Raw genomic sequence first — 25,124 nt, 5'->3', positions numbered from 1 at the left:
GGGGTATTGCATGCCAATTATTGTGAATCTTGATGTAGTTATGGCAAAGAAGAAGGTGAATTTATCAAGCTTGGCGGATAAGGTGGATATCACTAATTCAAACTTATCTATATTAAAGAATAATAAAGCTAAAGCTATTAGGTTTTCAACATTGGCGGCAATTTGTAGAGAACTGGATTGCCAGCCTGGAGACTTATTAGAATTTGAAAAGGAGGAGTAGAATATGTTTTTTCCAATTGATACAACTATTGTTTATTTAATTCCTGCAATTTTACTGACACTTTTTGCTCAAGCAAAAGTAAAGTCAGCATTTGCAAAATATTCACAGGTTAGAACCCAAAACGGGTATACTGGTAACCAGGTAGCTGAAAAGTTGCTTAGGGAACAGGGGATTTACGATGTAGATGTAGAACTTACGGGAGGAAAGTTATCGGATCACTATGATCCACGAAGCAAAAAGGTGAGGTTATCTAGTGATATATATAATGGATCTTCTGTAGCCTCTGTAAGTGTTGCAGCACATGAAGTAGGCCATGCTATTCAGCATGCACAAGGTTATTCGCAACTTAAGCTGAGAAATGCAATTTTCCCTCTAGCTAGACTCGGTTCTTCTATGGCCTGGATATTTATTATCGCTGGTTTGATTTTTGCAGAAGGTGGTTATACCATGATGAACATAGGTATTGTCCTATTTTCTATGGCAGTGCTATTTCAGATAATTACTTTGCCAGTTGAATTTAATGCCAGTAGTAGAGCAGTTAATCTTTTAGATTCCTCTGGCGTAATTGTGGCAAATGAAAAAGTAGGTGCCAAAAAAGTTTTAAATGCAGCGGCCTTAACCTATGTAGCGGCTATGGCAACTGCAGTTGCACAGTTAGTAAGGCTAATTGCCTTAAGAAATAGAAGACATAGATAAAAGAAAGGGGTTTGGGTAGATGGGCTTTTTAAATAGAGCGTTACTTTCAGTAAAAAGAAGGAAAAGTAAAAACATCACAATGTTAGTTATTATGACAATTATTTTGAGTTTAATTGTTGTCGGCATGAACATAATTTATGCTACTGAAAATGCCAGTGTATTTGCTAGAGAAACATTAGGAAGTTATGCTACGTTGAGCTATGACTTTGAAAATGCTGTGTTAGATGAAGAAAAAGACTTTGCGCCACAAATTGTGGATGGTGAAGAAGCAGCAAAGCTTGCAGAGCATGAAAATGTACTTTACTATAATTCAATAGGGTATGCTTATGGTGTTGGAGGGGACATAGATATAGTGGGTGGATCATCGGTGCTGGAAAGTGAAGTAGATTTTAGTGCATCCCCATTAGAACCTCCTAACTTAGCTGTAGTTGGAGTAGACAATACAGAACTATTAAATTTCTTTGACGATAGTTATTTTAACATGGCTCAAGGTCGCCACTTAACTTTAGATGACCAATATAGCCAAGTTGTAGTTATCGAACAAGAGTTGGCTAATCAAAACAATGTAACTGTTGGCGATACTATTGAAGTTAAAAGTGCTGATAACCAAATAAGTTATGATTTAGAGATAGTTGGGATCTATCAAGCAGAGCAGAATAGGCTGTCAAGCAGAATTGAAAATTATGGAGTGCAACTTTCTCTTATCAGTTCAAGTAACCGTATATATGTACCTTATGATATAGCTGTTAACCTGCGACAAAATCAAGTTGCTGCAGCAGGAATGAACTTTACGCTGCCGTCGTTAGGGACAGATAGAATTATATATTATGTCGATGAGCCAGAAAATGTGGATGTTTTTATTGAAGACTCACAGCAATACGATTTAGACTGGCAGAGCTTTAAGTTGGATGCTAATGAACGAGCATACAGGTATATGGTTGAACCCGCAGAACGGGTAGCTTCACTGGCAAAAAGAGTTATTTTGGTAACAGTGATAGCGGGTATCTGTATTTTATCTTTAGTTCTTATGCTTTGGGTTAAGGAGCGCAATTATGAAACAGGGGTTTTTCTTTCTCTAGGGGAGAGCAAGAAAAAAATCATTTACCAATATTTATTTGAAATGCTAGTTGTAGCAGTTGTAGCAATGTTTATAGCGTTTATAGTAGGAGGGTTTACTTCTCAACATCTAAGTAATAGGTTGATGGATAGACAGTTTGATGATGGAGAAGGCGCTGCTACCATCGGTCAGATGCTGGAGGAACGGATAATTAGTAATGCAAATAGAGCTCCAGGTGCAAGTTCCGATGATATTAAACCTATACAAGAATTGCAAGTAGGGACTTCGTTTTTTGAAAAACTAAAAATTATGATTGTAAGCTTAGGACTGATGGTGTTAGCGGTTATGATGCCATTGAGCAACTTGATGAGATATAGTCCAAAGTCAATATTAAGTAGGGGTGATTAGATATGTTGGTAAACAAGGGTATAACAGAGGAAAGCGTGCTGTCGTTTAATAATGTTTCTTTCGGGTATGAGGATAAAGGGGAAAAGGTGTTAGTTTTAAAAGATTTTAATATGGATTTTTATCCAGGAACTTTTTATGCGGTTTTGGGTCCATCGGGAGCGGGGAAAACTACTATATTATCCCTTGGTGGAGGATTGGAGAATCCTGATAAAGGGGAGGTAGCTTATAAAGGTGAGGATATACAAAAAATAGGGACCCAAAGTTATCGGCAGAATAATATGGCCATAGTGTTTCAAAATTTTAATCTTATCCACTACATGACTGCCATTGAAAATATTTATACCGCAATGGGTATAATGGGTTTGCCGAAAAATGAGAAACTGGCTTTAGATCTGCTTAAAGAGGTAGGTTTAGACCAAAGCCAAGCCAATAGAAAGGTTTTAAAACTGTCTGGGGGGCAGCAGCAAAGGGTTGCTATAGCTAGGGCGCTAGTTGGTGAAAAGGATTTAATTTTAGCAGATGAACCCACAGGCAACTTAGATAACAAAATTGCAAAAGAGGTGCTGCAGATTTTTAAAAGGCTGGCTAAAGAAAAAGGTAAATGTGTAATTGTAGTAACCCATGATGATAAAGTGGCAAAAGAAGCTGATGTAGCATATTTATTGAAAAATGGAACGTTGCAAAGGCAAAAGTAAAGTAAATAAAAATAAAATATGAAAAACACTTTATAGTGTTTTTCATATTTTTTATCACAGCAAAATTTAGAGGAGAGATTAGCATAATTATGGGGGTTTTTAACATGAAAATACCAAAATCAAAGAAATTTTTTTTAGCAGTAGCAGGTATAGCTTTGGTGTCGTTGGGAGTAGTTATATCACTGGTAAACGCTGAGGAAGAAACGGTTATTAAGCAAGAAGAGGCAAGGCTACCATTAGTAGAAACTAAAGAATTAAAGCCTACTGATATACAGGAGGTTTTAAATACTATTGGATTTTTTGTGCCAGAGAACGACTGGAGGGTTACGCCTGACACTATTGGTACAGTGGAAAAAGTTTTAGTTTCTGAAGGGGATATTGTTAGTCAGGGAGATCTTTTATTCCAATTGGATAACTCTACTCAAAAAGATAGAGTTAATGAGGCACAAAGGGACTTGAATGATGCCCGTAATAACTTACATGAAGCCCAACAGGAAGAGAGCTGGTCACTTAAAACTGCTCAAGATAACCTGGAAGAAGCTCAAGAATATGAACAAGAGAAAAAAGAAGAATTAGAAGAAGCTAGGAAGGATTATGAAGAAGGTGAAATAACCAAGTTACAGCTTGAGAGATATGAGGATAGATATGAAATAGCCCAGCGTCGTACTGAAAGAGCAGAAGAAGTAGTAGATTCTGTAAAAGAAGATGATAGCGGTAATGTTCAAGAGGCATTTTATGAAGAGCAAGTAAAGTGGGCAGAAAGACTTTTAGAGCGAGCAGAAGATGAGTATGAAAAAACTTATGTACAATCACCTGCTAGCGGAGAGGTTCTTAAGATACGTATTAGCGAAGGTGATACTGCCAATCCAGTTAATCCTGCTATTGTAATTGTAAGTGAAGGGAGAGTTCATATAAGCACCTCTGTTTCAGAACAATATATTGTCAACTTATCTGAAGGAGAAAGTGCCGATGTTGTTATACCTGCCATTTCAAATGAAAAAGTCACTGCTACAATTACAGAGGTTGGAATTGTACCGGAAGAAGGGGGGAGGTTTTACCCTGTAAACTTAGTATTAGATGATGAAGTAGATAATTTGAGGGTAGGTATGAATGCGCAGTTAGAGCTGCCTATTGTCAGCAAATTAGATGTGTTGGCTGTGCCTAGGCATGCAATTATAGAAGAAGATGAAGAAGAATATGTTTATGTAATTGATGAGGAAAATATTGCTAAACTTAAGCCAGTTACATCGGGGATATCACAAAATGGTCTTGTGCATGTAGAAGGATTAGAAGAAGGAGATAATGTAGTTGTAGCAGGACTATCTCAGGTTGATGATGGTGTAGAAGTCGAAGTAGTTAGGGAGGATAAATAAAAATGAACTTATCTTCCATAGGAATAAAAAGACCTGTAGCAATGCTAATGGTTGTATCTATAATAATTTTACTAGGTATGATTTCTTTTACTATGATACCTGTGGATCTATATCCAGAGATGGAACTTCCTGTATTGCTGATTATGATGGATTACGAAGGAGCCGGCCCTGAAGAAGTTGAAACGATGTTAACCCGACCAATGGAAGAATCATTGTCAACTTTAGATGGTTTAGATGAAATTACTTCTTACTCACAACAGGGTAGAAGTATAATGCTACTGAGTTTTAACTGGGGAACAGATATGAAATATGCTTCACTAGAAGCCCGTGAAATAGTAGATATTGTAAGGGGACACCTTCCTGGAGATATTGGTTCTCCGATGGTTATGCAGCTAGACCCTGATATGATGCCCATCGTGCAGGTGGGAATGGTTGGTGATTTAGATTACCAACAGTTGACGGAGACGGCAGACGGTATGGTAAAAACTCAGCTAGAACGTATAGATGGAGTGGCAGTTGTTGATGTTGCTGGTGGTGAACAAAGAGAGATAAGTGTTAACATAGACCCCTATAAACTACAGGAGCATGGGCTGTCTGTTGAAGATGTAGCTTTAGCAGTTCAGGCTTCTAATATAGATGTCTCCGGTGGTACAGTGGAAGATGGAGAAAGAGAGTATGCCTTGCAGGTGTCAGGGCAGTTTGAAGATGTTAATGAAATAGAGTCAGTTTTTGTAGGTTCTGATGAGTCAGGTAGCCCTATATCTTTGGGAGATATTGGCTATGTAGTAGATGAAAATGTAATTCAAGAGCCTGTAACCACTATTAATGGTGAAGAAACTATTTCTTTATCTATTAGAAAACAAAGTGATGCCAATACTGTAGAAGTAGCTAACTCAATCCATAAAGAGTTGGATAAGTTACAAAGTGAGCTTCCCGGCAATGTAGAGTTTGAAGTGGTTATTGATCAAAGTGAGTTTATTCAAGAAGCCATTAATAGCTTGATTGAAGTTGCCTTAGTAGGTGCAGTGTTGGCGATGATAGTTTTATGGATTTTCTTAGGTAACTTTAGAGCTACCACTATAGTTGGTGTGGCTATTCCAATATCTGTAGTAGGAACCTTTGCTCTTATTTATATGCGAGGAGATTCACTAAACTTTATAACATTAGGCGGATTAGCATTAGGTGTTGGAATGATGGTCGATAATGCAGTGGTAATACTGGAAAATATTTTTAGCAAACGAGAGCAAGGCATGGAGCCGGCTTTAGCTGCAGAAAGAGGTAGTAAAGAAGTAGCGGGAGCGATAACGGCTTCAACAATAACCAGTGTAGTTGCATTTTTACCTGTTATATTTGTAGAAGGAGTAGCAGGTATTATATTTACGCCATTAGCATGGACTGTAACTTTTTCGCTATTTGTGTCGCTAATTGTTGCCATATCCGTTATGCCTGTTCTTACTGTAAAAGTTATGCCGGAAGGAACTGACTTTAGTAAAAAGAATAAGTTTTCTCAAAAAGTAGATCAGGGTATGGATAAGTTACGTAATAAATATAAGAATCTATTACAACTTTCGTTAGATAATAGGAAAATAGTAGTATCATTGTTTGTGTTATTTATGGTATTTAGTGTATTTTTATATTCTTTTGTTGGGTTTGAGTTTTTGCCAGCAATGGATGCGGGAGTGTTAAATATAACTTTTGATTTCCCTGCGGGTACAACCTTTGAAGAGATGGAAGCAGAAATTTTGCGGGTAGAAAGTTATTTAGAAGAATTTGAAGATATTGAGTTTATTTTTACCCAGGTAGGAGCTGGTAGTGCTACGGAGCTATTGGGAAGTAGCGGAGGAAGAATCGATGTTAGCTTGGTAGACTTGGACGAAAGGGATAACTCTGTTTTTGAAGTGGCGGAAAAAATTAGGCGAGATATCCCTGAAACCGCTGGAGTAGATATGCGTGTATCGGTAATGGATATATCTGGTGGAGTAGGCGATGATGTTGAAATTATCGTGAGAGGGGATGAATTAGAGGTACTAGAAGAACAAACAAGTTTAATAGCTAATTCTATAGAGGAAGTAGAAGGTATTAGAGAAATAGAAACATCCTTTGATGAAGAGCTTCCACAAGTTAGCATAGATATTGATCATAAGCGAGCACAAAGTCATGGACTTACAAGTTATCAAGTGGGAGAGTTTATTAACCTGGCCATGACCGATGAGACTATAACAATTTTTAGAGAAGACGGTCAAGAATATCAAGTGGATATGGTGATGGAGTATCATCATGATATAGATATTCCCAATCTTAAAAACTTATATATACCAAGTCCTTTAGGTTATTCAGTTCCCTTGAGGGAATTGGCAACTTTTGAAGTTACAACTGCCCCTAGACATATACAAAGGGAGAACGAAATGCGATCGGGAGCCGTTACGGCTCAGCTTCTTGACCGTGAGTTATCAGAAGCAATGGAGGATATTCAAAAAGAGGTAGATAAACTGGATATACCAGATGGTTATTTTGTAGAGTATGGTGGAGCATACGAAGAAATGGTTGATGCATTTGACGGTCTAAAACTTGCGCTGATTTTGGGGATAGTTTTGGTATTTATGACTATGGCAGCACAGTTTGAGTCTTTAATCTATCCGTTTATAATAATGTTTACTTTACCTCAAACCTTTGTAGGAATTATAGGAGCGCTGCTTATAACTAATCGAAGTTTAAGTATCATCGCTTTTATTGGTATAATAATGCTGGCAGGTATAGTGGTTAATAACGGAATCGTTATGGTTGATTATGCTAACCAGTTGTATCATGGGAAAAAGATGCAGCGAAGAGAAGCGCTATTAGAAGCTGGAAAATCAAGATTGCGTCCTATATTAATGACAAGTTTAACTACAATTTTAGGAATGCTTCCAATGGCAATAGCCGTTGGTGAAGGAGCAGAGGTTAGAGCTCCTTTAGCAACTGTAGTTATTGGAGGACTTGCAGTATCTACGGTACTAACTTTGGTATTAGTTCCGGTGATGTATAGTATTCTAGATGATTTCACAAACTTTTTTGCCAAGAAAAAAGCAAAGAAAAAAGCAGAGAAAGCAAATATCAGCAGTTAGGTTAATATTGAATAGATTAGACGGGAAAAAAATTAATTTTCCCGTCTAATCATACCACTTTACCTATTGTTCAGTATTAAAAACCTTTAATTGGCCACGAAAACGTATAAATTAGCTACATGCTGGGACGAAATTCTTTTTTCAAACTAGCTACATGCTTGGTCAGTAATAGAACAGATAATTATTTAGATAATGGGTTACTTAATTAACTCTACAATTGGAATGATAGATTTTAAACCTTTACCTTGAGAACCAATAGACCCAGCATCAAATCAAGTTTCAAATGTCTAGATCTCAGTCCCAGCAGAATGAGCAAAATATCGACGTTTTCGTGGCTAATAAATGTTTTGACCTTCCACTCAAGATATCTACACTACTAATTCAAAAGCCTTAATTGGCCACGAAAACGTATAAATAAGCTACATGCTGGGACGGAATTCTTTTTTCCAAACTAGCTACATGCTTGGTCAGTAAAAAATATGGATAATTATTATGTTAATTATATCCTCTAAAATCTCTGTACGTAGTATGATAATTATAGAAATTACACCAAGCCAAACTTTACTTTTATGCCATAGAGGTTCACAGACCCAGCATCAAATCAAGTTTCAAATGTCTAGATCTCAGTCCCAGCAGAATGAGCATAGTATCGACGTTTTCGTGGCTAATAAATGTTTTGACCTTCCACTCAAGATATCTACATATACTAATTCAAAAGCCTTAATTGGCCACGAAAACGTATAAATTAGCTACATGCTGGGACGAAATCCTTTTTTCCAAATAAGCTACATGCTTGGTCAGTAAAAAATATGGATAATTATTATGTTAATTATATCCTCTAAAATCTCTGTACGTAGTATGATAATTATAGAAATTACACTAAGCCAAACTTTACTTTTATGCCATAGAGGTTCACAGACCCAGCATCAAATCAAGTTTCAAATGTCCAGATCTCAGTCCCAGCAGAATGAGTAAAATATCGACGTTTTCGTGGTAAATAATGTTTTGACCTAAATCTATTCAGGTGTTAAGGAGTAATTTTATCAATTAAATAGTTAAAACCATAAAAAAGCAGACCTTTTGTGGTCTGCATTTTTATGGTTTTAATCAGTTTGGATAAATTCTATAACTTCTTTGGGGTTAACTTGATATTCCTTACTTACTTTTTCCACGGCTTCTTCAGTGCTTACACCCTCTTCTATCATAGTTAAGGCTTCCGATGCAGCACATATTACTTTTCTAACTGAATTTTCTTTTTTGACCAATGGTATTACCCCCTAGTGTACAATTGTTGAGGAATAAGTATAATTAATAAGAATGATACCAAAGTTAATTGTACCATATAACCTAAGCTTTTTCTATCTTATTATTGTGTACCTTATATAAAAGGATATTAACAAACTTTGTAGAACAGAATATTATGTAGCAAAAACGTGGGGTGTTGACATGTTGACTATAAAATGTTCACGATGCAAAAGCAAATTATACAAATATTATAAAGTTGGAAAGGGAAAGGTTATCAAATGTCATAAAAGTAGGATAAAAAAACAATTTGGAATTTATAGAGATAATGGGAATTATAAATGTAAATGTGGTAATATTATCGGAAGTGATGAAGATAGTTATATAAAGATGAACAACAAGGCTTTTATTTATACAGGAACCAAAGAAGGTTAGAAAGGGATGACTATAGTGAAGAAAGTTGCAATTTTGGATGGATATTTGGATGAACCATCTTGTTTAGGAGTACCCCCATATATATCCCCTCATGTTCGTTATACATTTGGAGGTTATGTTAAAGCTGGAATAAAAAAAGAGGATATATGTTATTTAACTGTTGATCAGTTGAGACAAAACAAAAATTTGGAAAAAAAGTTGCAACAGGTGGATATGTTAACAGTAATATCTGGTGCCACTGTACCGGGAAAGTATTTAGGAGGAAAACCCATAACTTTAAAAGAGATTGAATACTATGCCCAGTTGCCTAAACAAAAGAGTGTTTTAAGTGGTCCAATAGTTAATGTTGATATTAAATTTGAAAATGTAGATTACGTTGCCTGGGAAATACCGGGAACTTTAGAATATAAATTAATAACTGGTGAGGATTTTACAGAAATTTGTACTCCTCAAGAGATAGTAGATAGCTTGGCTAAAGTTGGTGTCGATGCAACAACCTTACATCCTAATTATCCAGAAGTTATTTGTGAAATAGAAACGTTTAGAGGTTGTCCTCGCCAAACTCATTGTTCTTTTTGTAGTGAAAGATTTAAAAAAATAACATATCAACGAAGTGTTGAGGGAATAATCGATGAGATAAAGGAAATGTATAAAAAGGGGAATAGGTATTTTAGATTGGGGGCACAAACTGATTTACTACTGTTTGGAGCTACAAAACATCAAGATAAGCTAATCCCTAATCCTGATACTATAAGAAAACTTTATAGTGGCATACGGCAAGTGGCGCCAAACTTAAAAGTGTTACATATGGACAATATAAATCCTGCTACAGTAGCAGACTTTCCTCAACAGTCAAAGCAAGCATTAAAGGTCATAGCACAATTTAATACAGCAGGAGATACAGCAGCTTTTGGGTTGGAGTCAGCAGATGAAAAAGTTCTTGAAGCTAACAATATTGGTACTAATGTAAGCAAAACTTTTGAAGCTATTAAAATAATGAATGAAATATGCTCATTTAGAGAGGGGGGAATACCTAAATTACTTCCAGGTGTTAATTTTTTACATGGACTTTTAGGGGAGTCTCCCAAAACTTTGAAGAAAAACTATGAATTTTTACAGAAAATATATGATGAAAATTTAATGTTGAGAAGAATTAATGTTCGGCAGGTAAATAATTTAAACTCGTACAACAATAGTAGGATAAACCAATATAAGTTTAAGGAATATAAAGAAAAAATAAACGAAGAAATTAACAAGCCAATGCTACAAAGGGTTTTCCCGGTAGGAACGCTGCTTCAAGAGATTATTATAGAAAAGGTTCAGGGCAGTTTAGCCTTTGGAAGACAGTTGGGAAGTTATCCTATTTTAATAGGTGTTTTTGGAAAGTTTGGAGTGGGGGAAAAAGTAGATGTAAAGGTTGTAAACTATGGCCCAAGATCGCTAACCGGTGTTATCGCTGGTCTTAACATAAACGAGGCTTCGGTGGAGCAATTACAATCACTGCCAGGTATCGGCAAAAACAGAGCAACAAAAATATTTATTAGTGAAAAAATTACCTGTAAAGCAGACTTAGCAGAAATATTGCCAGATTATGATGTAAATCAGTTGGAAGGCTTAATAACGTATTAAAAAGTATTTATAGGAATACAAACCTTTCAATTTACAAAAGATAATAATATCCTGAGTTATTTAAGGAGGTAGCAATATGAGACAAAACAAGGGTAATAGGTTGCGCAGACCCGTAGAGAATCAGCAATCCGCTCCGTTAAATAACAGGGGAAAGATTAAAACTCATTCAAAGGTACACCTTCCTACTGAGCTGGAAGTTAAAAATGCTAAAGAATGGGTTGATAGCAACGAAAAATAGCAAAAATGGCATTCTCCCAGTGAGGGTGCCATTTTGTTTATCAAAACTTTAATTAAATAAAATTTGCCAATTACCTTTAATAGCGTGTATAATAAGTATGGGGAAATTATATCTTTATAAAATCGTTTATGTGTTTTTAAGGTAAGGAGTGATGGAAACTTTGGATAATGCAAAAAAGGTATATAATAATCGGCATAAGAATTACCATAAACAGTATAAAAGTCAGCAAAAGAAAAGTTCACTTTATAGCAATCTAAGATTGTTAACAGCTTTACTAGCTTTATTTGGATTTATTTCACCTCTTTTTATTCCAGGTCTTTATGGATATGAAAACTATATAGGTGTTTTTTTTGTTATACTCTTTATTGTTTTTATAGTGGTTCATGGCAAGGTGAAGGAAAAAGAAAAGTACTTAAGTATGCTAGCTCAGCTAAACAAGCAGGGGATTGAAAGGCTTGAAGGTAAGTGGAGAGAGTTTAGTGATCAAGGGGATGAGTATATAGATGAACATCATTTTTTTACATATGACTTAGATGTTTTTGGCAAAAACTCTCTTTATCAATGGATTAACTCAACCACTACTTTTTTGGGAAGACAAAAGTTTACTAATATATTAAAAAAACCTCCTCAGGATATTGAACTCATCAATTATAGACAAGACGCAATACAGGAATTGGCAGAAGCTGTAGATTTTAGGCAAAACCTTCAGGGCTACGGTTTAATCTTTAAGGATAGCTTAATTGATCCTACAGAACTAATTAACTGGACTAAAGAAAAGGTAGAAAGCAGTTTTTTTTATTCTGTACTAAGATTTTTCCCTATTCTAACTTTAGCGGCTGCCTATTTTTCATATACTAGTGGAATGTTAGCTCCTTTTGCTATGGTAGCTATTATACAAACTTTAATTGCAATAAGTATTTTTGCCAAAGTAGGAGAAAAACTACAGCAACTAGGGAAATATAAAGACCAAATTACTGCAAATGCCCATTTAATAGAGTTGATAGAGAATCATAATTTTAAATCGCCTTTGCTGATAAAACTTCAAAAAAGATTATCTAGGCAGGGAAATGCCAGTGAGAAATTAAAGGCGTTGGATAAAGTGATGTCATTGCTGTCTATAAGGTTTCAACAGTGGTATTTTTTATTTAACATATTAACTTTATGGGATACTCATTGCTTGTTAGGTCTTAATAGATGGAAAAGGGAGCATGGAGCAAAGGTAGATGTGTATATTGAAGTTTTGGCTAGCTTTGATGAATTAAGCTCTTTTGCGGTGTTAAACTTTGAAAACAGCGATTGGACAGTTCCTACAATTACCAATAGAGCTCAAATAATGGGGGAAAATGTTGGGCATCCCTTGATTAGGAAAAAAGAAAGAGTAACAAATGATATAGCTATATCAGATAATTCGCCTATATTAATGATTACAGGCTCTAATATGTCAGGGAAAAGTACCTATCTAAGAACAGTGGGTATTAACTCATTGCTAGCTTTTTGTGGAGCTAAAGTTTGTGCCAATGAATTCACAATATCTCCCATGGAAATATGCACTTCTATGAGAGTTCAAGATGATATAAATAGCAACGTATCTTCTTTTTATGCAGAGCTTAAAAGGGTGCGGAATATTTTACAGCATGCTAAAGAAGGTAAAAGAGTTCTGTTTTTGCTGGATGAGATATTTAAAGGAACTAATTCTAAGGATCGTCATGCTGGAGCTAAGGCTTTAATAAAAGAATTGTACAATTATAAAGCTATGGGTTTAGTTTCTACCCATGATTTGGAATTAGCGGATCTAGAAAATGAAATTAAATTAAAAAACTACCACTTTACAGAGCATTATATAAATGATGATATAAAGTTTGACTATAAGCTAAGAGAAGGGGTAGCAAAAACATTTAATGCAAAGTATTTGATGAAAAAGATGGGGATAGATGTCTAGTTAAATTTAAAGAAGCAATGTTATTAAAAATGGGCTAGCTCAAGCGCTATATAGCGGCTGAGTCAGTCCTTTTTTGATGTTTATAATATTAAGCATGGGTGTCCAATTTTAGATGGCATAATTAGTAAAAAAGTGGAGATATTATATGTCAAAGATGGTGTCTATATTTTAAAATTGAAGTAGGAGTGATGAAAATGGGTAAAGCGAATCGAGGTAAGGGAACTTTAGAAATGCCTAATAGAGGAAGAGGAACCTGCCCTATTTGTGAAACAGAAGGGATAAAGTTACTTTATGATAATAATACAAGTAAAGTTGATGCAAAGGTTTGTAAAAGGTGTCGCAATAAATAACGTAGAAAAGGTTTCCATTATTATATAATACTTCCCAAGTAACAGTCTAAATAGTTAAAATTAGACTATGTACTTGGGAGGCCCTGAAAAAGTTCACAAAAGCAAAAAAAGGTATAATTTCTTAAAACTCAAGGAAATTATACCTTTTTTGCTGTATAATTATAGTATCAATTAGAAGTAGGTGAATGTCATGATTCAAAATCAACAGTCAATGAATTTAAGTTCATACATGGATATATATAATTTAGTCGTTCCAAAGGATAATGTATTTCGTAAAATTAACGATATGATAGATTTCTCTTTTGTGTATAGTGAACTAAAGATAAATACTGCCACAATAACGGTAGAAAAGCTATCTGAACGCCTAGTAAGCTTTTGCCGAAGATAAAGAGGTTTTGCCTCTTTATCTTTTTTATCTTCGGGAGAACATAAAGCGATAAACTTCTGGGCGACAGCCCAGATTCTTATATCGCTAATTCTGAGTCAAGTCTGTCATCAAAATATATTGCCAATTGTGAAATACACTGTCTCCAAAATCTAAGTGGTTGGCCCACTTTTTAGAAATATCCATAGTGGATAAGTATATTATTTTTTCTAATTCTTCATCATTTGGATACGGTGTTTTAGTTTTAGTAACCTTCCTAAGTTGCCTATGATAAGCTTCTATGGTATTGCTGGTATAAATTAGTTTCGAATTTCACTTGGATACTTAAAATATGAAGTCAGTTCATCCCAATTCTTTTCCCATGATTTTATAATTATCAGGTGTTTTTGCCCCACTTTTCCTTGTATTCTTCAAAAGCATATTCAGGTTACTCTTCAGTAGTGCCTTATCCTCCTAGTAAGTAAGAGCTGTGAATATTTTACCCAGGCATAGGAAAAATATTGCTGATGCTGATAAAACTCTAGATATTCTGAAACAGTAAAAATTCCAATTACACAAAATTATTTATACTCCCTTACTAGACAAATGGGGTGTCGCAAATTGCAGCATCCTTTCCTTTTAACAATGGCAAACGATTGTCGAGCGATGGTTAAGCGGTTGTTAAACGATTGCCCATGTTGTAACCATTCATACTACGGGGAATGAATTCCCCTCTACGGTTGGGACAGAGGTTTGGTTCTTCTACTGGAGAGGCTGCACTTCACCGACTGTAGCAGGTAACTCACTGCCTGCGGACATTGGATGTACTAATGTGGTATTCCTCGACTTCCCATCATATTTTATGCTTTTAGAGAGTAAGCTTTAAAAAGAGGGCTTTAGCCTCTTTTTTGTATATATTTAGATTGTTTTATAATTTAAATTAAAAATTATAGCAATGACTGTATTAAAGAGAAGAGCTTAATTATCGCTATTAATAATATTTGCATAAAGCCTATGCCAAATAATATTCCTGTAGATACCCGTTTTATATTACTGGACAAATATGATGTTGTAAGTTGCAGCATCCCATCTACAACCATTGGTATCATTAACATAAGTAAAAAAAGCCAACTAAATCTAATTCCCATAATAAACCATAAAAACGATAATAATTCGCCAATAATTATCCCTGTACATCTGGAACAAACAGGAAGTTGGTAGTTATTATAAAAAAAACTTCTTCCAGGCAGCTGATGACATCCCCAATATTTATCAAAACCATTCATCAACTTAACCCATCTTTTATCACTATTAGTCATTACATCTTAAATTTATTTCCACAGTTTTTACAAACCCAGTAATGGTCAGTTTTTGTTTTGCCTGCCCCACATAAACCTAAGATACCACAAAGGCAGAGTTTCCAAAAACTAGCTCCTTTTCCATGGGTATCACTGATTGCCTGAAGTTCATCATTATCACATTTTGGACAAGCAACTTTTTTATCATTTTGCTCCATTTAAAATCCCCTCCCAGTTAGAAATATAAGGTAATTATACATTATATTTTAAAATGCATCAATAGTTTGAATGTTTTTTGTAAAACAATGTTTACTTATGTAGAAAGTAAAAAAAAATTGAAAAATCTTGGGGTCTACCATGGAAATATGAGATAGGCCCCTAAGAATATATATAAATTTATGACTAAAAGGGTCTGATTCTTTATAAAAATTTAGTCACACCCCTTTAAATTATAATATAAATTGATATAATGATAACCAAACGGGGGTGTGGCTCGCGGGGTCAGTTGCTCAGAAATGAGTTAACTCAGTCCTGAAATGCCGCCCTCGTTTTTGTTGTGTCCGTAACGTTGACCGGGATGATGCCGTCCTTATGGGAAGTGGCTCTGCTAGTAGACGTAGGTTATTACAATCATCATGTAGCTATAGGCTTAGCAGGAGATATTTTAAAGGATTTTGAGATACCCCATAGCCAGAAAGGGTTTAGGTATTTCTTTAATCAAATAACATCTTTTGTACAAGATTATGAAGTATCAGGCATAGTTGTTGGTATGGAGGGAACTAATGGCCATGCTCGGCCGCTAGATCAAATGGTTAAAGACAAAGGGTACATGTTGCTAAATGTTAATAACCTAAAGTTTGCCCGCTTTAAAGAAATCTTCGCTACACCAGAGAAAAATGACCGCATGGATGCAAGACAAATAGTGACCCTTATGATGATGGCCCCAATGATGGAACAAGGTAAGGAAGTGCTTTAACAGGCACACAACATTTCTGAGATTGAAACTAAACTAAAGCGCATAAGTCGCCGGCGTCAACAAACAGTACATAGCTATCTATTTAGGCATGGCTCCCCTTGATAACTAGTTCTGGCTTGTATGAAGGAACAAAATCACCTAAACAGGTTAACAAGCATGCAAAGAGAGCTATGATGACTTCATATACGAAGGGTTGCAGAATCTAAATCATACTACGAAAAGAAGCGTGATGAAGGCAAAAAATACAACCAAGCTTTGCGTTCATTAGGACGGCACTTAACAAGAGTTATATGGAGTATGATCAAACATAACCGTAATTATCAAACCAGGAAAGAAGAATGGGCAAAAACGGCATAAATTGGTTTTTAAAAAGCTGTTTTCTTATGGTAGGAGTATATGTTCAACTATTTACATATAAAAGCAAATAAGTAAATATTATCTAAGTTAAAAATACTTGACAAAACCAGCGGGATGTTCAGGACTGCAATATTGCAGTTCGTGAAACATCTCTACTTATGAGGCCACTGAAAAAGTTCACAAAAGCAAAAAAAGGTATAATTATAGTATCAATTAGAAGTAGTAGAAGTAGGTGAATGTCATGATCCAAAAGCCACAGTCAATGAATTTAAGTCCATACATGGATATATATAATTTGGAGATGCAAGGAGCTATATCGATATTTGCGGATGTTTGCAGTAAACCTGAAGCGGATTTCGAAACTAGTGGATTAAAGATAGACAAAAGGACACAATCAAATAATTAAAAGACGACTGTGGATTCAAAAACTTGAACCAAAGTCGTCTTTTTTTGTGAAAATTATTTTCTTTTAATGAAATATAGGCAGATTTTTAGTGCCCTCTCTACTTGGGAGGTGTTTTTTCTTGGGAAGAAAAGCGAAGTATAGTAAGAACCTAAAAGTTAAGATTGCATAGATTATGAGAAAGGTTGTATTAGTAAAAGTTAATACTTGCTTAACAAAACAAAAACTGTAAAATATTATAATTAAAAATAAAAAGGGATTTGATAGATATGTGGGGATATATTAAGTTGTTATGGGTTATTGGTATTATAGCAATTGTAATTATGGGATGTACAGCACCAAAGGATGATGATAAGCAAGAGGAAGTTCGGTATTATCAAGGTGAATCTATATATTTAGATTTTCCTTTTGAGCACGGGGGGAGGTATTATATAGGCCAAGGGGGTCACCAAAAATCTCAGAATTATCACTATTGGAATGAAAAATATAATAAACTGGGTATCAATGTTTCGATGCGCTATGCTGTGGATATTCATATGATTGGAGAAGCAGGTATTGATAGAGAGGTAGATGAAGCAACTTCCTTAGATGACTTTACCATGTATAAAGTGACATTATATAGTCCTACCGATGGAGTTATAGAGTATGTTGAGGATGGGCATCCTGATATGGGTCCTGATGATCGTGATTCAGAGAATCTTTGGGGTAACCACATAATTATAAATGTAGATGATGTTAAAATTGTACTGGCACATCTTAAATATGGGAGTATCATAGTGGAAAAGGGACAGAAAGTAAAAAAGGGTGACCATTTAGCTAAAATTGGAAAATCAGGTAACGCTGTGGTACCTCATTTGCATATACAAGCTGCTAAAAATGATCCATGGAATGGGCAACCGGTCCCTATGTTGTTTGACGGAGAATTTTTAATAAAAGGTGATATTGTTAAGGTAGATTGTGCATATAATGAGCTAGAAGATAAATAAATGCCAGTTTAGTAAAGGGCTGTTTCTATCAGGAAAAACCTGATAGAAACAGCCCTTTAGTGTTTAAGTCCCATAATGATTCTTCCACGAACTAAACGAGAGATGGAGGATATTAGAATAATACCACAGGCTATGGATAGAGCTATAAAAACAGCTTCTGTACCAATTATAGCCGCTTGTTCAAAGTCTTGGTCCATGATGGCAATCATAGTATAATACATACCTGATCCTGGAACTAAAGGAATTATGCCAGGAATAACAAATATGGTTACTAGATCTTTAATTTTTACAGATAGAATTTCTCCCCATAATGCCACTAATGAGGCGGCGACAAAAACGGATGTTACTGACGACCCTAAACGTTGATAAAAGTAAATATAAGTAACCCACCCCAATGCTCCTCCTAAGGAAGAAAGGAAAAGATATTTTTTTGGGACATTAAAGACGATGCAATATCCCAGGGTAGCAAGAATTGCATAAAAAAAGTTTTCTAACATTTAAATCACCTCTATAGAATTGGGTTAAGTATTTGAAGGGCGATGGCTACTCCAGTGGCAATGGCAATGGCAACTAAAAAGGCTTCTGCAGCCCTAGACGTTCCCGACATAAGGTCGCCTGAAATAGAATCACGGATGGCGTTAGTTATCGCCACTCCTGGAACTAATGTCATAATGGAACCTATAATAGTTTTGTCTATATTATTTCCCATTCCCATCTTCCACAAAATAACGGCAAGAAAAGCAGCTACAAATCCACCAGCTACATTAGTTATAAAAAAAGAAAACCCATTTTTGCCCAAGGGTTGTACAGTGGCTTGTACTGCCAAAGAGGTAATAAAGGCAGGTACAAAATCCCTAATTGTACCTCCTAGAAGCATGGAAAAGGAGGCAGCTAATAGTCCAGCTGCAAATGCCTTTAAATAGCGATTATATCCCGATTTGTGGTCTATTGTTCTGAGGATGCTCATAGCATCATCTATTTTTATATTTCCTGCTACCATTTCCCTGGAAAAGGTATTGACTTCCGAAACGGCAGTTAAGTTAATTTTTCTGTTTCGTATTCTTTTTACAATAGAGTAAGGGTTTTGGTCATGGGGGCTATCTGACGACAGGAAAATTCCTGTAGGAGTAACAAAGCTTTCGGCATGCTTAATACCTAGAGCTTTTAATATATAGCACATAGTCTCTTCAACCCTATAGGTTTCCGCTCCGTTTTTTAGCATAATTTCTCCTGCGTATAAAGCTATAATAACGGCCTTTTTTGACGTTTGTTTGTTTTCCATATCAATCCCTACTTCTTATTTATGATTTTGTTATTATAACATTATTATTAATAATTTCAAATAGGTGTTTTGTTGAGTGCTTAGAAAAAATAATATACAATGGATATAATTATGAAAAAAGGAGTATGTTTATGTATTTTTTGTTAAAAAAGACTTTAGACAAAATCAATGAAGTTGCCCACAAAGAGTTTGGTGATGTTTACTTGGTTGGTGGTTTTGTAAGAGATGCACTAGCGGGTAGAGAATGCAAAGATGTTGATTTAATATGCAAAAATGGAAAAAGTTTTGCTCAAAGACTTTCTGAGGTTTTCGATGGCAGTTTAGTAACTTTAGATAAAAGCAATGAAGTGTATAGGGTGGTTGATAAAAATAATAAAATTACAATTGATATAAGTAGTTTTACATCAGACACCATCGAAGCTGATTTAACGAATAGGGATTTCACTGTTAATGCCATGGCTATTAGTGTTACTGATTATTTAAAGTCGGAAGTGTGGCAGGATAATATAATCGATATAGTTGAAGGTAAAAAACATATTAGAGAAAAAAAGATTGTGGCTATCAGCGATAAAAATATAGATGCTGATCCTATTAGACTGCTAAGAGGGATAAGGCTGGCAGCGGTCCTTGACTTTAACTTAGATAAAGGTTTTGAAAGAAAGGCCCAAAAAGACCATAAAATGATTCAAGCTTGTAGTAAGGAAAGGGTAGCTGATGAATTATGGCAGATGTTATCCAGTGAGAATGCGGAAAAAGGCTTGATGTTGCTGGATAGTTTGGGTGTTATTGATAGCTTATTTCCTAAGATTCAGCATTTAAGAGATACAGAACAAAATTATCATCATGTGGAAAACGTATATAACCACAGCTTAAGGGTGTTTAGTCATTTAAATAAAGTTATTCATTATCATGAATTCCCTAAAAATATAGAAGAGCAGGTCTTTGGCTATTTACATAAAAATTTTAAACGGGGGTATCCGCTATATACTACCTTAAAGCTAGCTGGTTTTTTTCATGACATCGGGAAACCTTATTGTAAAGAAATAAAAGATGACGGGAGAATAACATTTTATAGCCATCATAAGTTAGGTAATTTCGTCATCAAAGACTATTTACGATTTATTACTATAAGCAATGAAGAGAAGTATTTACTAAAATTGTTAGTAAATTATCATATGTATCCTCTCCAGATGTATAACAACGGAAAGGTTAGTGAAAAAGGACTGAGAAGATTTGTTCATAAGGTAGGAATACATTCAATAGGAATATTGCTTTTAGCTTTAGCTGATGTATCTGCTACTTACGAGGCTAGGGGAGATAAGTGTCCAAAGGACCAGCATGATTTTATTTATGAATTATTGGGAAAAACAATTGAAGTTAATAATAAGTTAAATAGATTACCGAAATTAATTACTGGAGATGAAATAATGGAACTGTTAGATATACCCCAATCGGAAGATGTTGGAATGGTGTTAAGAAAAATAAAGCTTCAACAAATTGATGGCACTATAAAAAACAAAAAACAGGCTGTAGCTGCTGTTCATCAGATGAGACATACTCTAAAAGAATAACTACTGTGTAAAGCTATGCTCTTTGAATAGGAAGTAGACTACAGCCTAGTCCACCGCCCACCTTTGTAACTTCGCTATAGTCAATGTATTTGCAGCAAAATTCACTGTTATTTAGTGTAGTAGCTAAATTTTGACAGCTACATAAAATTCTTTTATTTCCAAGATTGATGATGTTAGCGCCTAAGGTATTTGTGTCTAAGGGGGCTTTAATTATGGTTGAGAATAATGGAGTAATCTCTTCAGGATTAAACAGACCATCACTTATGATACATGAGTTGTTATCAAGAATATTAAAGGCACAATCTAGGTGAATTAACGATAAATCAAAATATGCTTTAATAATATTGTAACTGGAGTTTGTTGCGGATAAAACAGATTTGATTTCATTAGCTGCATCCTCTGTAGTTCTTTCTCCGATGCCGATAATTATGTTGTTATCTTGAACAAAAACATCGCCACCTTCAGCATAGTTTTCCATTTGGTATGTTCGTAAATTATATTGTGCAGCGAATTTAATGAGACTTTGAGTTTCTTGTTGTCTGCTAAGCTGGGACATTTTAGATATAAACATTATGTTCTCAATGATAAAGCCAATATCTCTTGTAAAAATTTGGTGGGGACTATTTTTCTGTTCTAAAAATCTAATTACTAAGCCGTAATCAAACAGTGTGTTTAATAAAAAGTTGTACTGATTACAAGCTAATAGTTTATCAAAGTTATACTTTTTCTCATTTTCAGTAGTTATTTTAATTTCAGTTGGAAACACCATAAGGCCAGTATTTAATTGACTGTAGCAGTTTGATATGGATATATTCAATTTTCTCAACTCCTTGACTTTTAAGCTAAAAAGATGGCGGCTAAAAAGCCGCCACCATTTTTAGCATTTATTTTTCAGTTAGTTGTTTATATGTTTGATAACGTTCTTTGGCACTTTTCTCTGCTGCTTCAAATAACTCTTCTGCTATATCTGGAAAGGTGTTCATTATCTGAGAATAACGGATTTCGCTGTGTAAGAAATCTTTGAAGGAGGTAGAAGGTTCTTTGCTGTCAAGCATAAAAGGGTTTTTGCCCTCTTCTTTTAGCCGGGGATCATACCGGTACAAGTGCCAATATCCAGACTCAACAGCTTTTTTTTCTTGTGCTACTGTTGTGCCCATACCTGTTTTGATACCGTGACTTACGCAAGGGGCATAACAGATAACTAGAGAGGGGCCTTTGTAACTTTCAGCTTCTTTCATAACTTTTGCTACATGGTTCATGTTAGCGCCCATAGAAACCTGCGCCACATAGACATACCCGTAGCTTATAGCCATCATACCCAAATCTTTTTTTCTGATTTTTTTGCCTGAAGCAGAAAACTTGGCAACGGCAGCAGTAGGTGTAGCTTTGGAAGATTGACCTCCAGTATTTGAATAAATTTCTGTGTCCATAACCAGTATGTTTATGTCCTCACCAGATGCTATTACATGATCAAGTCCACCGTATCCAATATCATAGGCCCAGCCATCACCGCCTATTGCCCAGTGAGAGCGTTTTATTAAAAACTGTTTTTTGTCTTTAATTTCTTCTAAGATGTAATTTCCCAAGGTGTTGGCTTCAATTAACTGAATTAGCTTTTCAGAAGGCTCTTTGGACATTTCTCCGTCATCTTTGTATTCAAGCCATTTCTCCATAGCTAGTTTATAGTCAGCAGGTAAATCTGCTTTTAATCCATCCCTCATAAGATCTTCTAGTCTATCTCTACATTGACGTTCTGCTAACACCATACCATAACCGAACTCTGCATTGTCTTCAAACAAAGAGTTTGCCCAAGCAGGTCCTTTACCTTCGCTGTTTTTGCAGTATGATGTAGCGGGAGCACTTGCGCCCCAAATTGAAGAACAGCCGGTGGCATTAGCTATCATCATTCTTTCTCCGTATAGCTGAGTTAAAAGTTTTACATAAGCAGTTTCACCACAACCTGCACATGCCCCAGAAAACTCTAGGAGAGGCCTATTGAATTGGCTCCCTTTTAAAGTAAACTTGTTTAATTTATCCTGTTTAGGACTTATGTTCTCGATAGCATATTCCCAAATGTGGTTGGTGGCATCCATTTGCTGGCCAGCTTCTTTCATTTCTAATGCTTTTTTTGGAGCGGGACAAATATCTGCACAGTTGGCACAGCCTGTGCAATCCATTGGAGAGATCTGCAAACTGTATTTTACGTCATCAAACCCTTTGCCCTTTGCATCTACCACTGGAAAATCCTCAGGTGCTTTTTTTAACTCTTGTTCTGTAGGCAGCATTGGCCTAATGACAGAGTGGGGACAGATGTATGAGCATTGATTACACTGGATACAATTCTCTTTTATCCATTTTGGGACTGTAACAGCTATGCCTCGCTTTTCATAAGCTGTTGTGCCGTGGGGGAAAGTTCCATCTTCTCGGCTTAAAAAGGAGCTTACCGGCAAATTATCTCCTTTGTGTTTTGCCATAGGTCTCATAACTTCTCCTATGAATCCGGGATAATCTTTGTTACTTTCTTGCTCTGATGCTTCTGACCACTGAGCTGGAACTGACACACGTCTTAGCTTTTCAATTCCTGCATCAACTGCTTTGTGGTTCATGGTTACTATTTTCTCACCTTTTTTACCATATACATCGCTTATAGCATCTTTTAAATATTTAATGGCATCTTCTAGTGGAATGACTTCTGCAAGCTTAAAAAAAGCAGCTTGCATTATCATGTTGATTCGACCACCTAGGCCAATTTTTTCAGCAATTTCAACAGCATCAATGGTGTAAAAGTTTATATCGTTCTCTGCAAGATACTTTTTTATTGAGGTAGGTAGAAAACCATCTAATTCTTCATCTGACCATGGGCAGTTTAGCACAAAAGTTCCCTTTGGTTTCAAACCTTCTAGTATTTCATATTGGTTAACGTATGCTGGATTGTGACAGGCTACAAAATCAGGCTGCCTTATTAAGTATGGAGACTTAATTGGTCTATCTCCAAAACGAAGGTGAGATATGGTTGTTCCGCCTGACTTTTTACTGTCGTAGGAAAAATAACCCTGTGCATACATATCGGTATTGTCGCCGATAATTTTTATCGCTGTTTTGTTAGCTCCTACGGTACCATCTGAACCCAAGCCCCAGAATTTACAACTTACGGTTCCCTTTGGAGTGGTGTTTACTTCCTTATCTACATTTAAAGAAGTGAAGGTGACATCATCTTTTATTCCTATGGTAAAACCATTCTTTGGTTCTTTTTTGTCGAGATTATCATATACAATTTTAATGTGGGAGGGAGTAGTATCCTTAGAGCCCAGGCCATAACGGCCACCAACAATAGTTAGTGCTTCTCGGTTATAATATAAGCTCTTAATATCCTCGTATAATGGCTCGCCAACAGCACCTGGTTCTTTGGTTCTGTCTAACACTGCGATTTTCTTTACAGTTTTAGGCATGACTTCAAAAAAGTGCTTTGCTGAAAAGGGACGATATAATCTAACTTTTACTATACCTACCTTTTCTCCCTGTTCTGTAAGATAATCTATAGTTTCTTCTATGGTTTCACATATAGAGCCCATAGCAATTATTACTTTACCAGCATCTTCTGCTCCATAATAGTCAAATGGCTTGTACATTCGGCCAGTACGTTTGCCTAAAACCTCCATATAATGAGCGACTACATCGGGAACTTTCTCAAAAAATGGGTTTGAAACCTCTCTACCCTGGAAGTATATGTCTGGATTTTGTGCAGTGCCTCTAGTTACTGGTGCGTTAGGGTTGAGAGCTCTTTTTCTAAACTCTTTGATAGCTTCGTTATCAACCAGTTCATCGAATACATTATAATCAATGATTTCAATTTTTTGATATTCATGAGATGTTCTAAAACCATCAAAAAAATGCAGAAATGGAATTCTAGACTTTATCGTCGCAAGGTGGGAGATGGCGCCTAGATCCATAGTTTCTTGAACGCTACAGGAAGCTAAAAGAGCAAATCCTGTTTGGCGGGTCGCCATAACGTCTTGATGGTCGCCAAAGATTGAAAGGGCATGAGTAGCCAAAGCTCGGGCGCTGACATGAAACACACAAGGAAGTAGCTCGCCAGCGATTTTGTACATATTAGGAATCATAAGTAACAAGCCTTGGGATGCGGTGTATGTAGTAGTCAGCGCTCCAGCTTGTAAAGATCCATGTACAGCGCCAGCTGCCCCTCCTTCTGATTGAAGTTGAGCCACTTTAACTTGTTGGCCAAAAATGTTTTTTTTGCCGTGGGCTGCCCACTCATCTACACCCTCTGCCATGGGAGAAGATGGGGTGATTGGGTAAATTGCAGCGACGTCGGTAAAGGCATATGAGACATACGCTGCTGCTTCATTTCCATCCATTGTTTTAAATTTTTTATTATTCAATCTCAACTCTCCTTTTTATAGAAATTACTGTTAGCATTATTGTGCTCAACAACATTAAAAGATATTTAAAATAGAAATTAAAAACATAAAAAAGGTAAAAT

23 protein-coding genes and 1 pseudogene are annotated in these 25,124 nt (G+C 35.8%); 16 read left to right on the top strand and 8 right to left on the bottom strand.

The features are described 5' to 3' along the window. Positions 1–10: 10 nt before the first annotated feature. From PRVXT_RS09690 to PRVXT_RS09665, 6 genes are all read left to right on the top strand, one after another. Positions 11–220: a helix-turn-helix domain-containing protein gene (locus tag PRVXT_RS09690; RefSeq protein WP_350342673.1), complete on the top strand. Its 210-nt coding sequence runs from the start codon at positions 11–13 to the stop codon at positions 218–220. A 3-nt stretch (positions 221–223) separates the two neighbouring features. Further along, positions 224–916, top strand: a complete 693-nt coding sequence (locus tag PRVXT_RS09685; RefSeq protein ID WP_350342672.1) for a zinc metallopeptidase — start codon at positions 224–226, stop codon at positions 914–916. Positions 917–935: 19 nt separating this feature from the next. Then, on the top strand, positions 936–2,381 hold the full coding sequence (locus tag PRVXT_RS09680; RefSeq protein ID WP_350342671.1) for an ABC transporter permease: 1,446 nt from the start codon (positions 936–938) through the stop codon (positions 2,379–2,381). A 2-nt stretch (positions 2,382–2,383) separates the two neighbouring features. Further along, entirely contained in the window at positions 2,384–3,076 is a 693-nt protein-coding gene (locus PRVXT_RS09675; RefSeq protein ID WP_350342670.1) for an ABC transporter ATP-binding protein, read from the top strand. Between the two features lie 104 nt (positions 3,077–3,180). Then, complete coding sequence (locus tag PRVXT_RS09670) at positions 3,181–4,449, top strand: efflux RND transporter periplasmic adaptor subunit (protein ID WP_350342669.1); 1,269 nt, start codon at positions 3,181–3,183, stop codon at positions 4,447–4,449. Between the two features lie 2 nt (positions 4,450–4,451). Then, positions 4,452–7,553: an efflux RND transporter permease subunit gene (locus tag PRVXT_RS09665; RefSeq protein WP_350342668.1), complete on the top strand. Its 3,102-nt coding sequence runs from the start codon at positions 4,452–4,454 to the stop codon at positions 7,551–7,553. Positions 7,554–8,656: 1,103 nt separating this feature from the next. Here the strand turns inward: PRVXT_RS09665 and PRVXT_RS09660 are convergent. Then, positions 8,657–8,818, bottom strand: a complete 162-nt coding sequence (locus tag PRVXT_RS09660; protein ID WP_350342667.1) for a hypothetical protein — start codon at positions 8,816–8,818, stop codon at positions 8,657–8,659. Between the two features lie 181 nt (positions 8,819–8,999). Between PRVXT_RS09660 and PRVXT_RS09655 the strand changes: the two genes are divergently transcribed. From PRVXT_RS09655 to PRVXT_RS09630, 6 genes are all read left to right on the top strand, one after another. Further along, positions 9,000–9,230 carry a hypothetical protein gene (locus PRVXT_RS09655; RefSeq protein ID WP_350342666.1) on the top strand — a complete coding sequence of 77 codons (231 nt, stop codon included), beginning with the start codon at positions 9,000–9,002 and terminating at the stop codon, positions 9,228–9,230. A gap of 6 nt (positions 9,231–9,236) precedes the next feature. Then, the gene (locus tag PRVXT_RS09650; RefSeq protein WP_350342665.1) at positions 9,237–10,859 is read left to right on the top strand and encodes a radical SAM protein; all 1,623 of its coding nucleotides are present in this window, start codon (positions 9,237–9,239) and stop codon (positions 10,857–10,859) included. A 76-nt stretch (positions 10,860–10,935) separates the two neighbouring features. Continuing rightward, positions 10,936–11,097, top strand: coding sequence for a CDIF630_02480 family spore surface protein (locus PRVXT_RS09645; protein ID WP_350342664.1), 162 nt, complete (start codon positions 10,936–10,938; stop codon positions 11,095–11,097). Positions 11,098–11,248: 151 nt separating this feature from the next. Then, complete coding sequence (locus PRVXT_RS09640; protein ID WP_350342663.1) at positions 11,249–13,036, top strand: MutS family DNA mismatch repair protein; 1,788 nt, start codon at positions 11,249–11,251, stop codon at positions 13,034–13,036. Positions 13,037–13,230: 194 nt separating this feature from the next. Then, positions 13,231–13,386, top strand: coding sequence for a hypothetical protein (locus PRVXT_RS09635; protein WP_350342662.1), 156 nt, complete (start codon positions 13,231–13,233; stop codon positions 13,384–13,386). Between the two features lie 181 nt (positions 13,387–13,567). Next, on the top strand, positions 13,568–13,774 hold the full coding sequence (locus tag PRVXT_RS09630) for a hypothetical protein (RefSeq protein WP_434064292.1): 207 nt from the start codon (positions 13,568–13,570) through the stop codon (positions 13,772–13,774). 76 nt (positions 13,775–13,850) lie between these two features. On the opposite strand, the pseudogene PRVXT_RS09625 reads toward PRVXT_RS09630, so the two are convergent. The 3 genes and pseudogenes from PRVXT_RS09625 to PRVXT_RS09615 form a co-directional block, all read right to left on the bottom strand. Next, positions 13,851–14,195: pseudogene (locus tag PRVXT_RS09625) on the bottom strand (transposase); the annotation flags it as partial. 502 nt (positions 14,196–14,697) lie between these two features. After that, complete coding sequence (locus PRVXT_RS09620) at positions 14,698–15,069, bottom strand: DUF2085 domain-containing protein (RefSeq protein WP_350342661.1); 372 nt, start codon at positions 15,067–15,069, stop codon at positions 14,698–14,700. Next, positions 15,069–15,266: an LITAF-like zinc ribbon domain-containing protein gene (locus tag PRVXT_RS09615; protein ID WP_350342660.1), complete on the bottom strand. Its 198-nt coding sequence runs from the start codon at positions 15,264–15,266 to the stop codon at positions 15,069–15,071. The genes PRVXT_RS09620 and PRVXT_RS09615 overlap by 1 nt, the downstream gene beginning before the upstream one ends. A gap of 338 nt (positions 15,267–15,604) precedes the next feature. Between PRVXT_RS09615 and PRVXT_RS09610 the strand changes: the two genes are divergently transcribed. The 3 genes from PRVXT_RS09610 (at position 15,605) to PRVXT_RS09600 (ending at position 17,770) form a co-directional block, all read left to right on the top strand. Beyond that, positions 15,605–16,024: an IS110 family transposase gene (locus tag PRVXT_RS09610; RefSeq protein WP_350342659.1), complete on the top strand. Its 420-nt coding sequence runs from the start codon at positions 15,605–15,607 to the stop codon at positions 16,022–16,024. A gap of 598 nt (positions 16,025–16,622) precedes the next feature. After that, the gene (locus PRVXT_RS09605) at positions 16,623–16,787 is read left to right on the top strand and encodes a hypothetical protein (protein ID WP_350342658.1); all 165 of its coding nucleotides are present in this window, start codon (positions 16,623–16,625) and stop codon (positions 16,785–16,787) included. A 284-nt stretch (positions 16,788–17,071) separates the two neighbouring features. Continuing rightward, positions 17,072–17,770 (top strand): M23 family metallopeptidase, encoded by a 699-nt coding sequence (locus tag PRVXT_RS09600; RefSeq protein WP_350342657.1) that lies wholly within the window; start codon positions 17,072–17,074, stop codon positions 17,768–17,770. Positions 17,771–17,826: 56 nt separating this feature from the next. On the opposite strand, the gene PRVXT_RS09595 is transcribed toward PRVXT_RS09600, so the two are convergent. Both PRVXT_RS09595 and PRVXT_RS09590 read right to left on the bottom strand, forming a co-directional pair. After that, positions 17,827–18,267 carry a threonine/serine exporter family protein gene (locus tag PRVXT_RS09595; protein ID WP_350342656.1) on the bottom strand — a complete coding sequence of 147 codons (441 nt, stop codon included), beginning with the start codon at positions 18,265–18,267 and terminating at the stop codon, positions 17,827–17,829. A gap of 11 nt (positions 18,268–18,278) precedes the next feature. Next, complete coding sequence (locus PRVXT_RS09590; protein WP_350342655.1) at positions 18,279–19,052, bottom strand: threonine/serine exporter family protein; 774 nt, start codon at positions 19,050–19,052, stop codon at positions 18,279–18,281. Positions 19,053–19,183: 131 nt separating this feature from the next. Here PRVXT_RS09590 and PRVXT_RS09585 point away from each other — a divergent pair, with 131 nt between their 5' ends. After that, positions 19,184–20,623 (top strand): hypothetical protein, encoded by a 1,440-nt coding sequence (locus PRVXT_RS09585; protein ID WP_350342654.1) that lies wholly within the window; start codon positions 19,184–19,186, stop codon positions 20,621–20,623. Between the two features lie 13 nt (positions 20,624–20,636). Here the strand turns inward: PRVXT_RS09585 and PRVXT_RS09580 are convergent, their stop codons facing one another. Both PRVXT_RS09580 and nifJ read right to left on the bottom strand, forming a co-directional pair. Next, positions 20,637–21,440, bottom strand: a complete 804-nt coding sequence (locus PRVXT_RS09580) for a dimethylarginine dimethylaminohydrolase family protein (RefSeq protein WP_350342653.1) — start codon at positions 21,438–21,440, stop codon at positions 20,637–20,639. Positions 21,441–21,507: 67 nt separating this feature from the next. Further along, positions 21,508–24,999, bottom strand: coding sequence for a pyruvate:ferredoxin (flavodoxin) oxidoreductase (nifJ, locus tag PRVXT_RS09575; protein ID WP_350345144.1), 3,492 nt, complete (start codon positions 24,997–24,999; stop codon positions 21,508–21,510). Positions 25,000–25,124: the final 125 nt, after the last annotated feature.

This window comes from Proteinivorax tanatarense (genome assembly GCF_040267685.1).
Taxonomy (GTDB): Bacteria; Bacillota; Proteinivoracia; order Proteinivoracales; family Proteinivoracaceae; genus Proteinivorax; species Proteinivorax tanatarense.
Note: the sequence above shows the minus strand (reverse complement) of the source record. Positions and strands in the feature narration are given on the sequence as shown.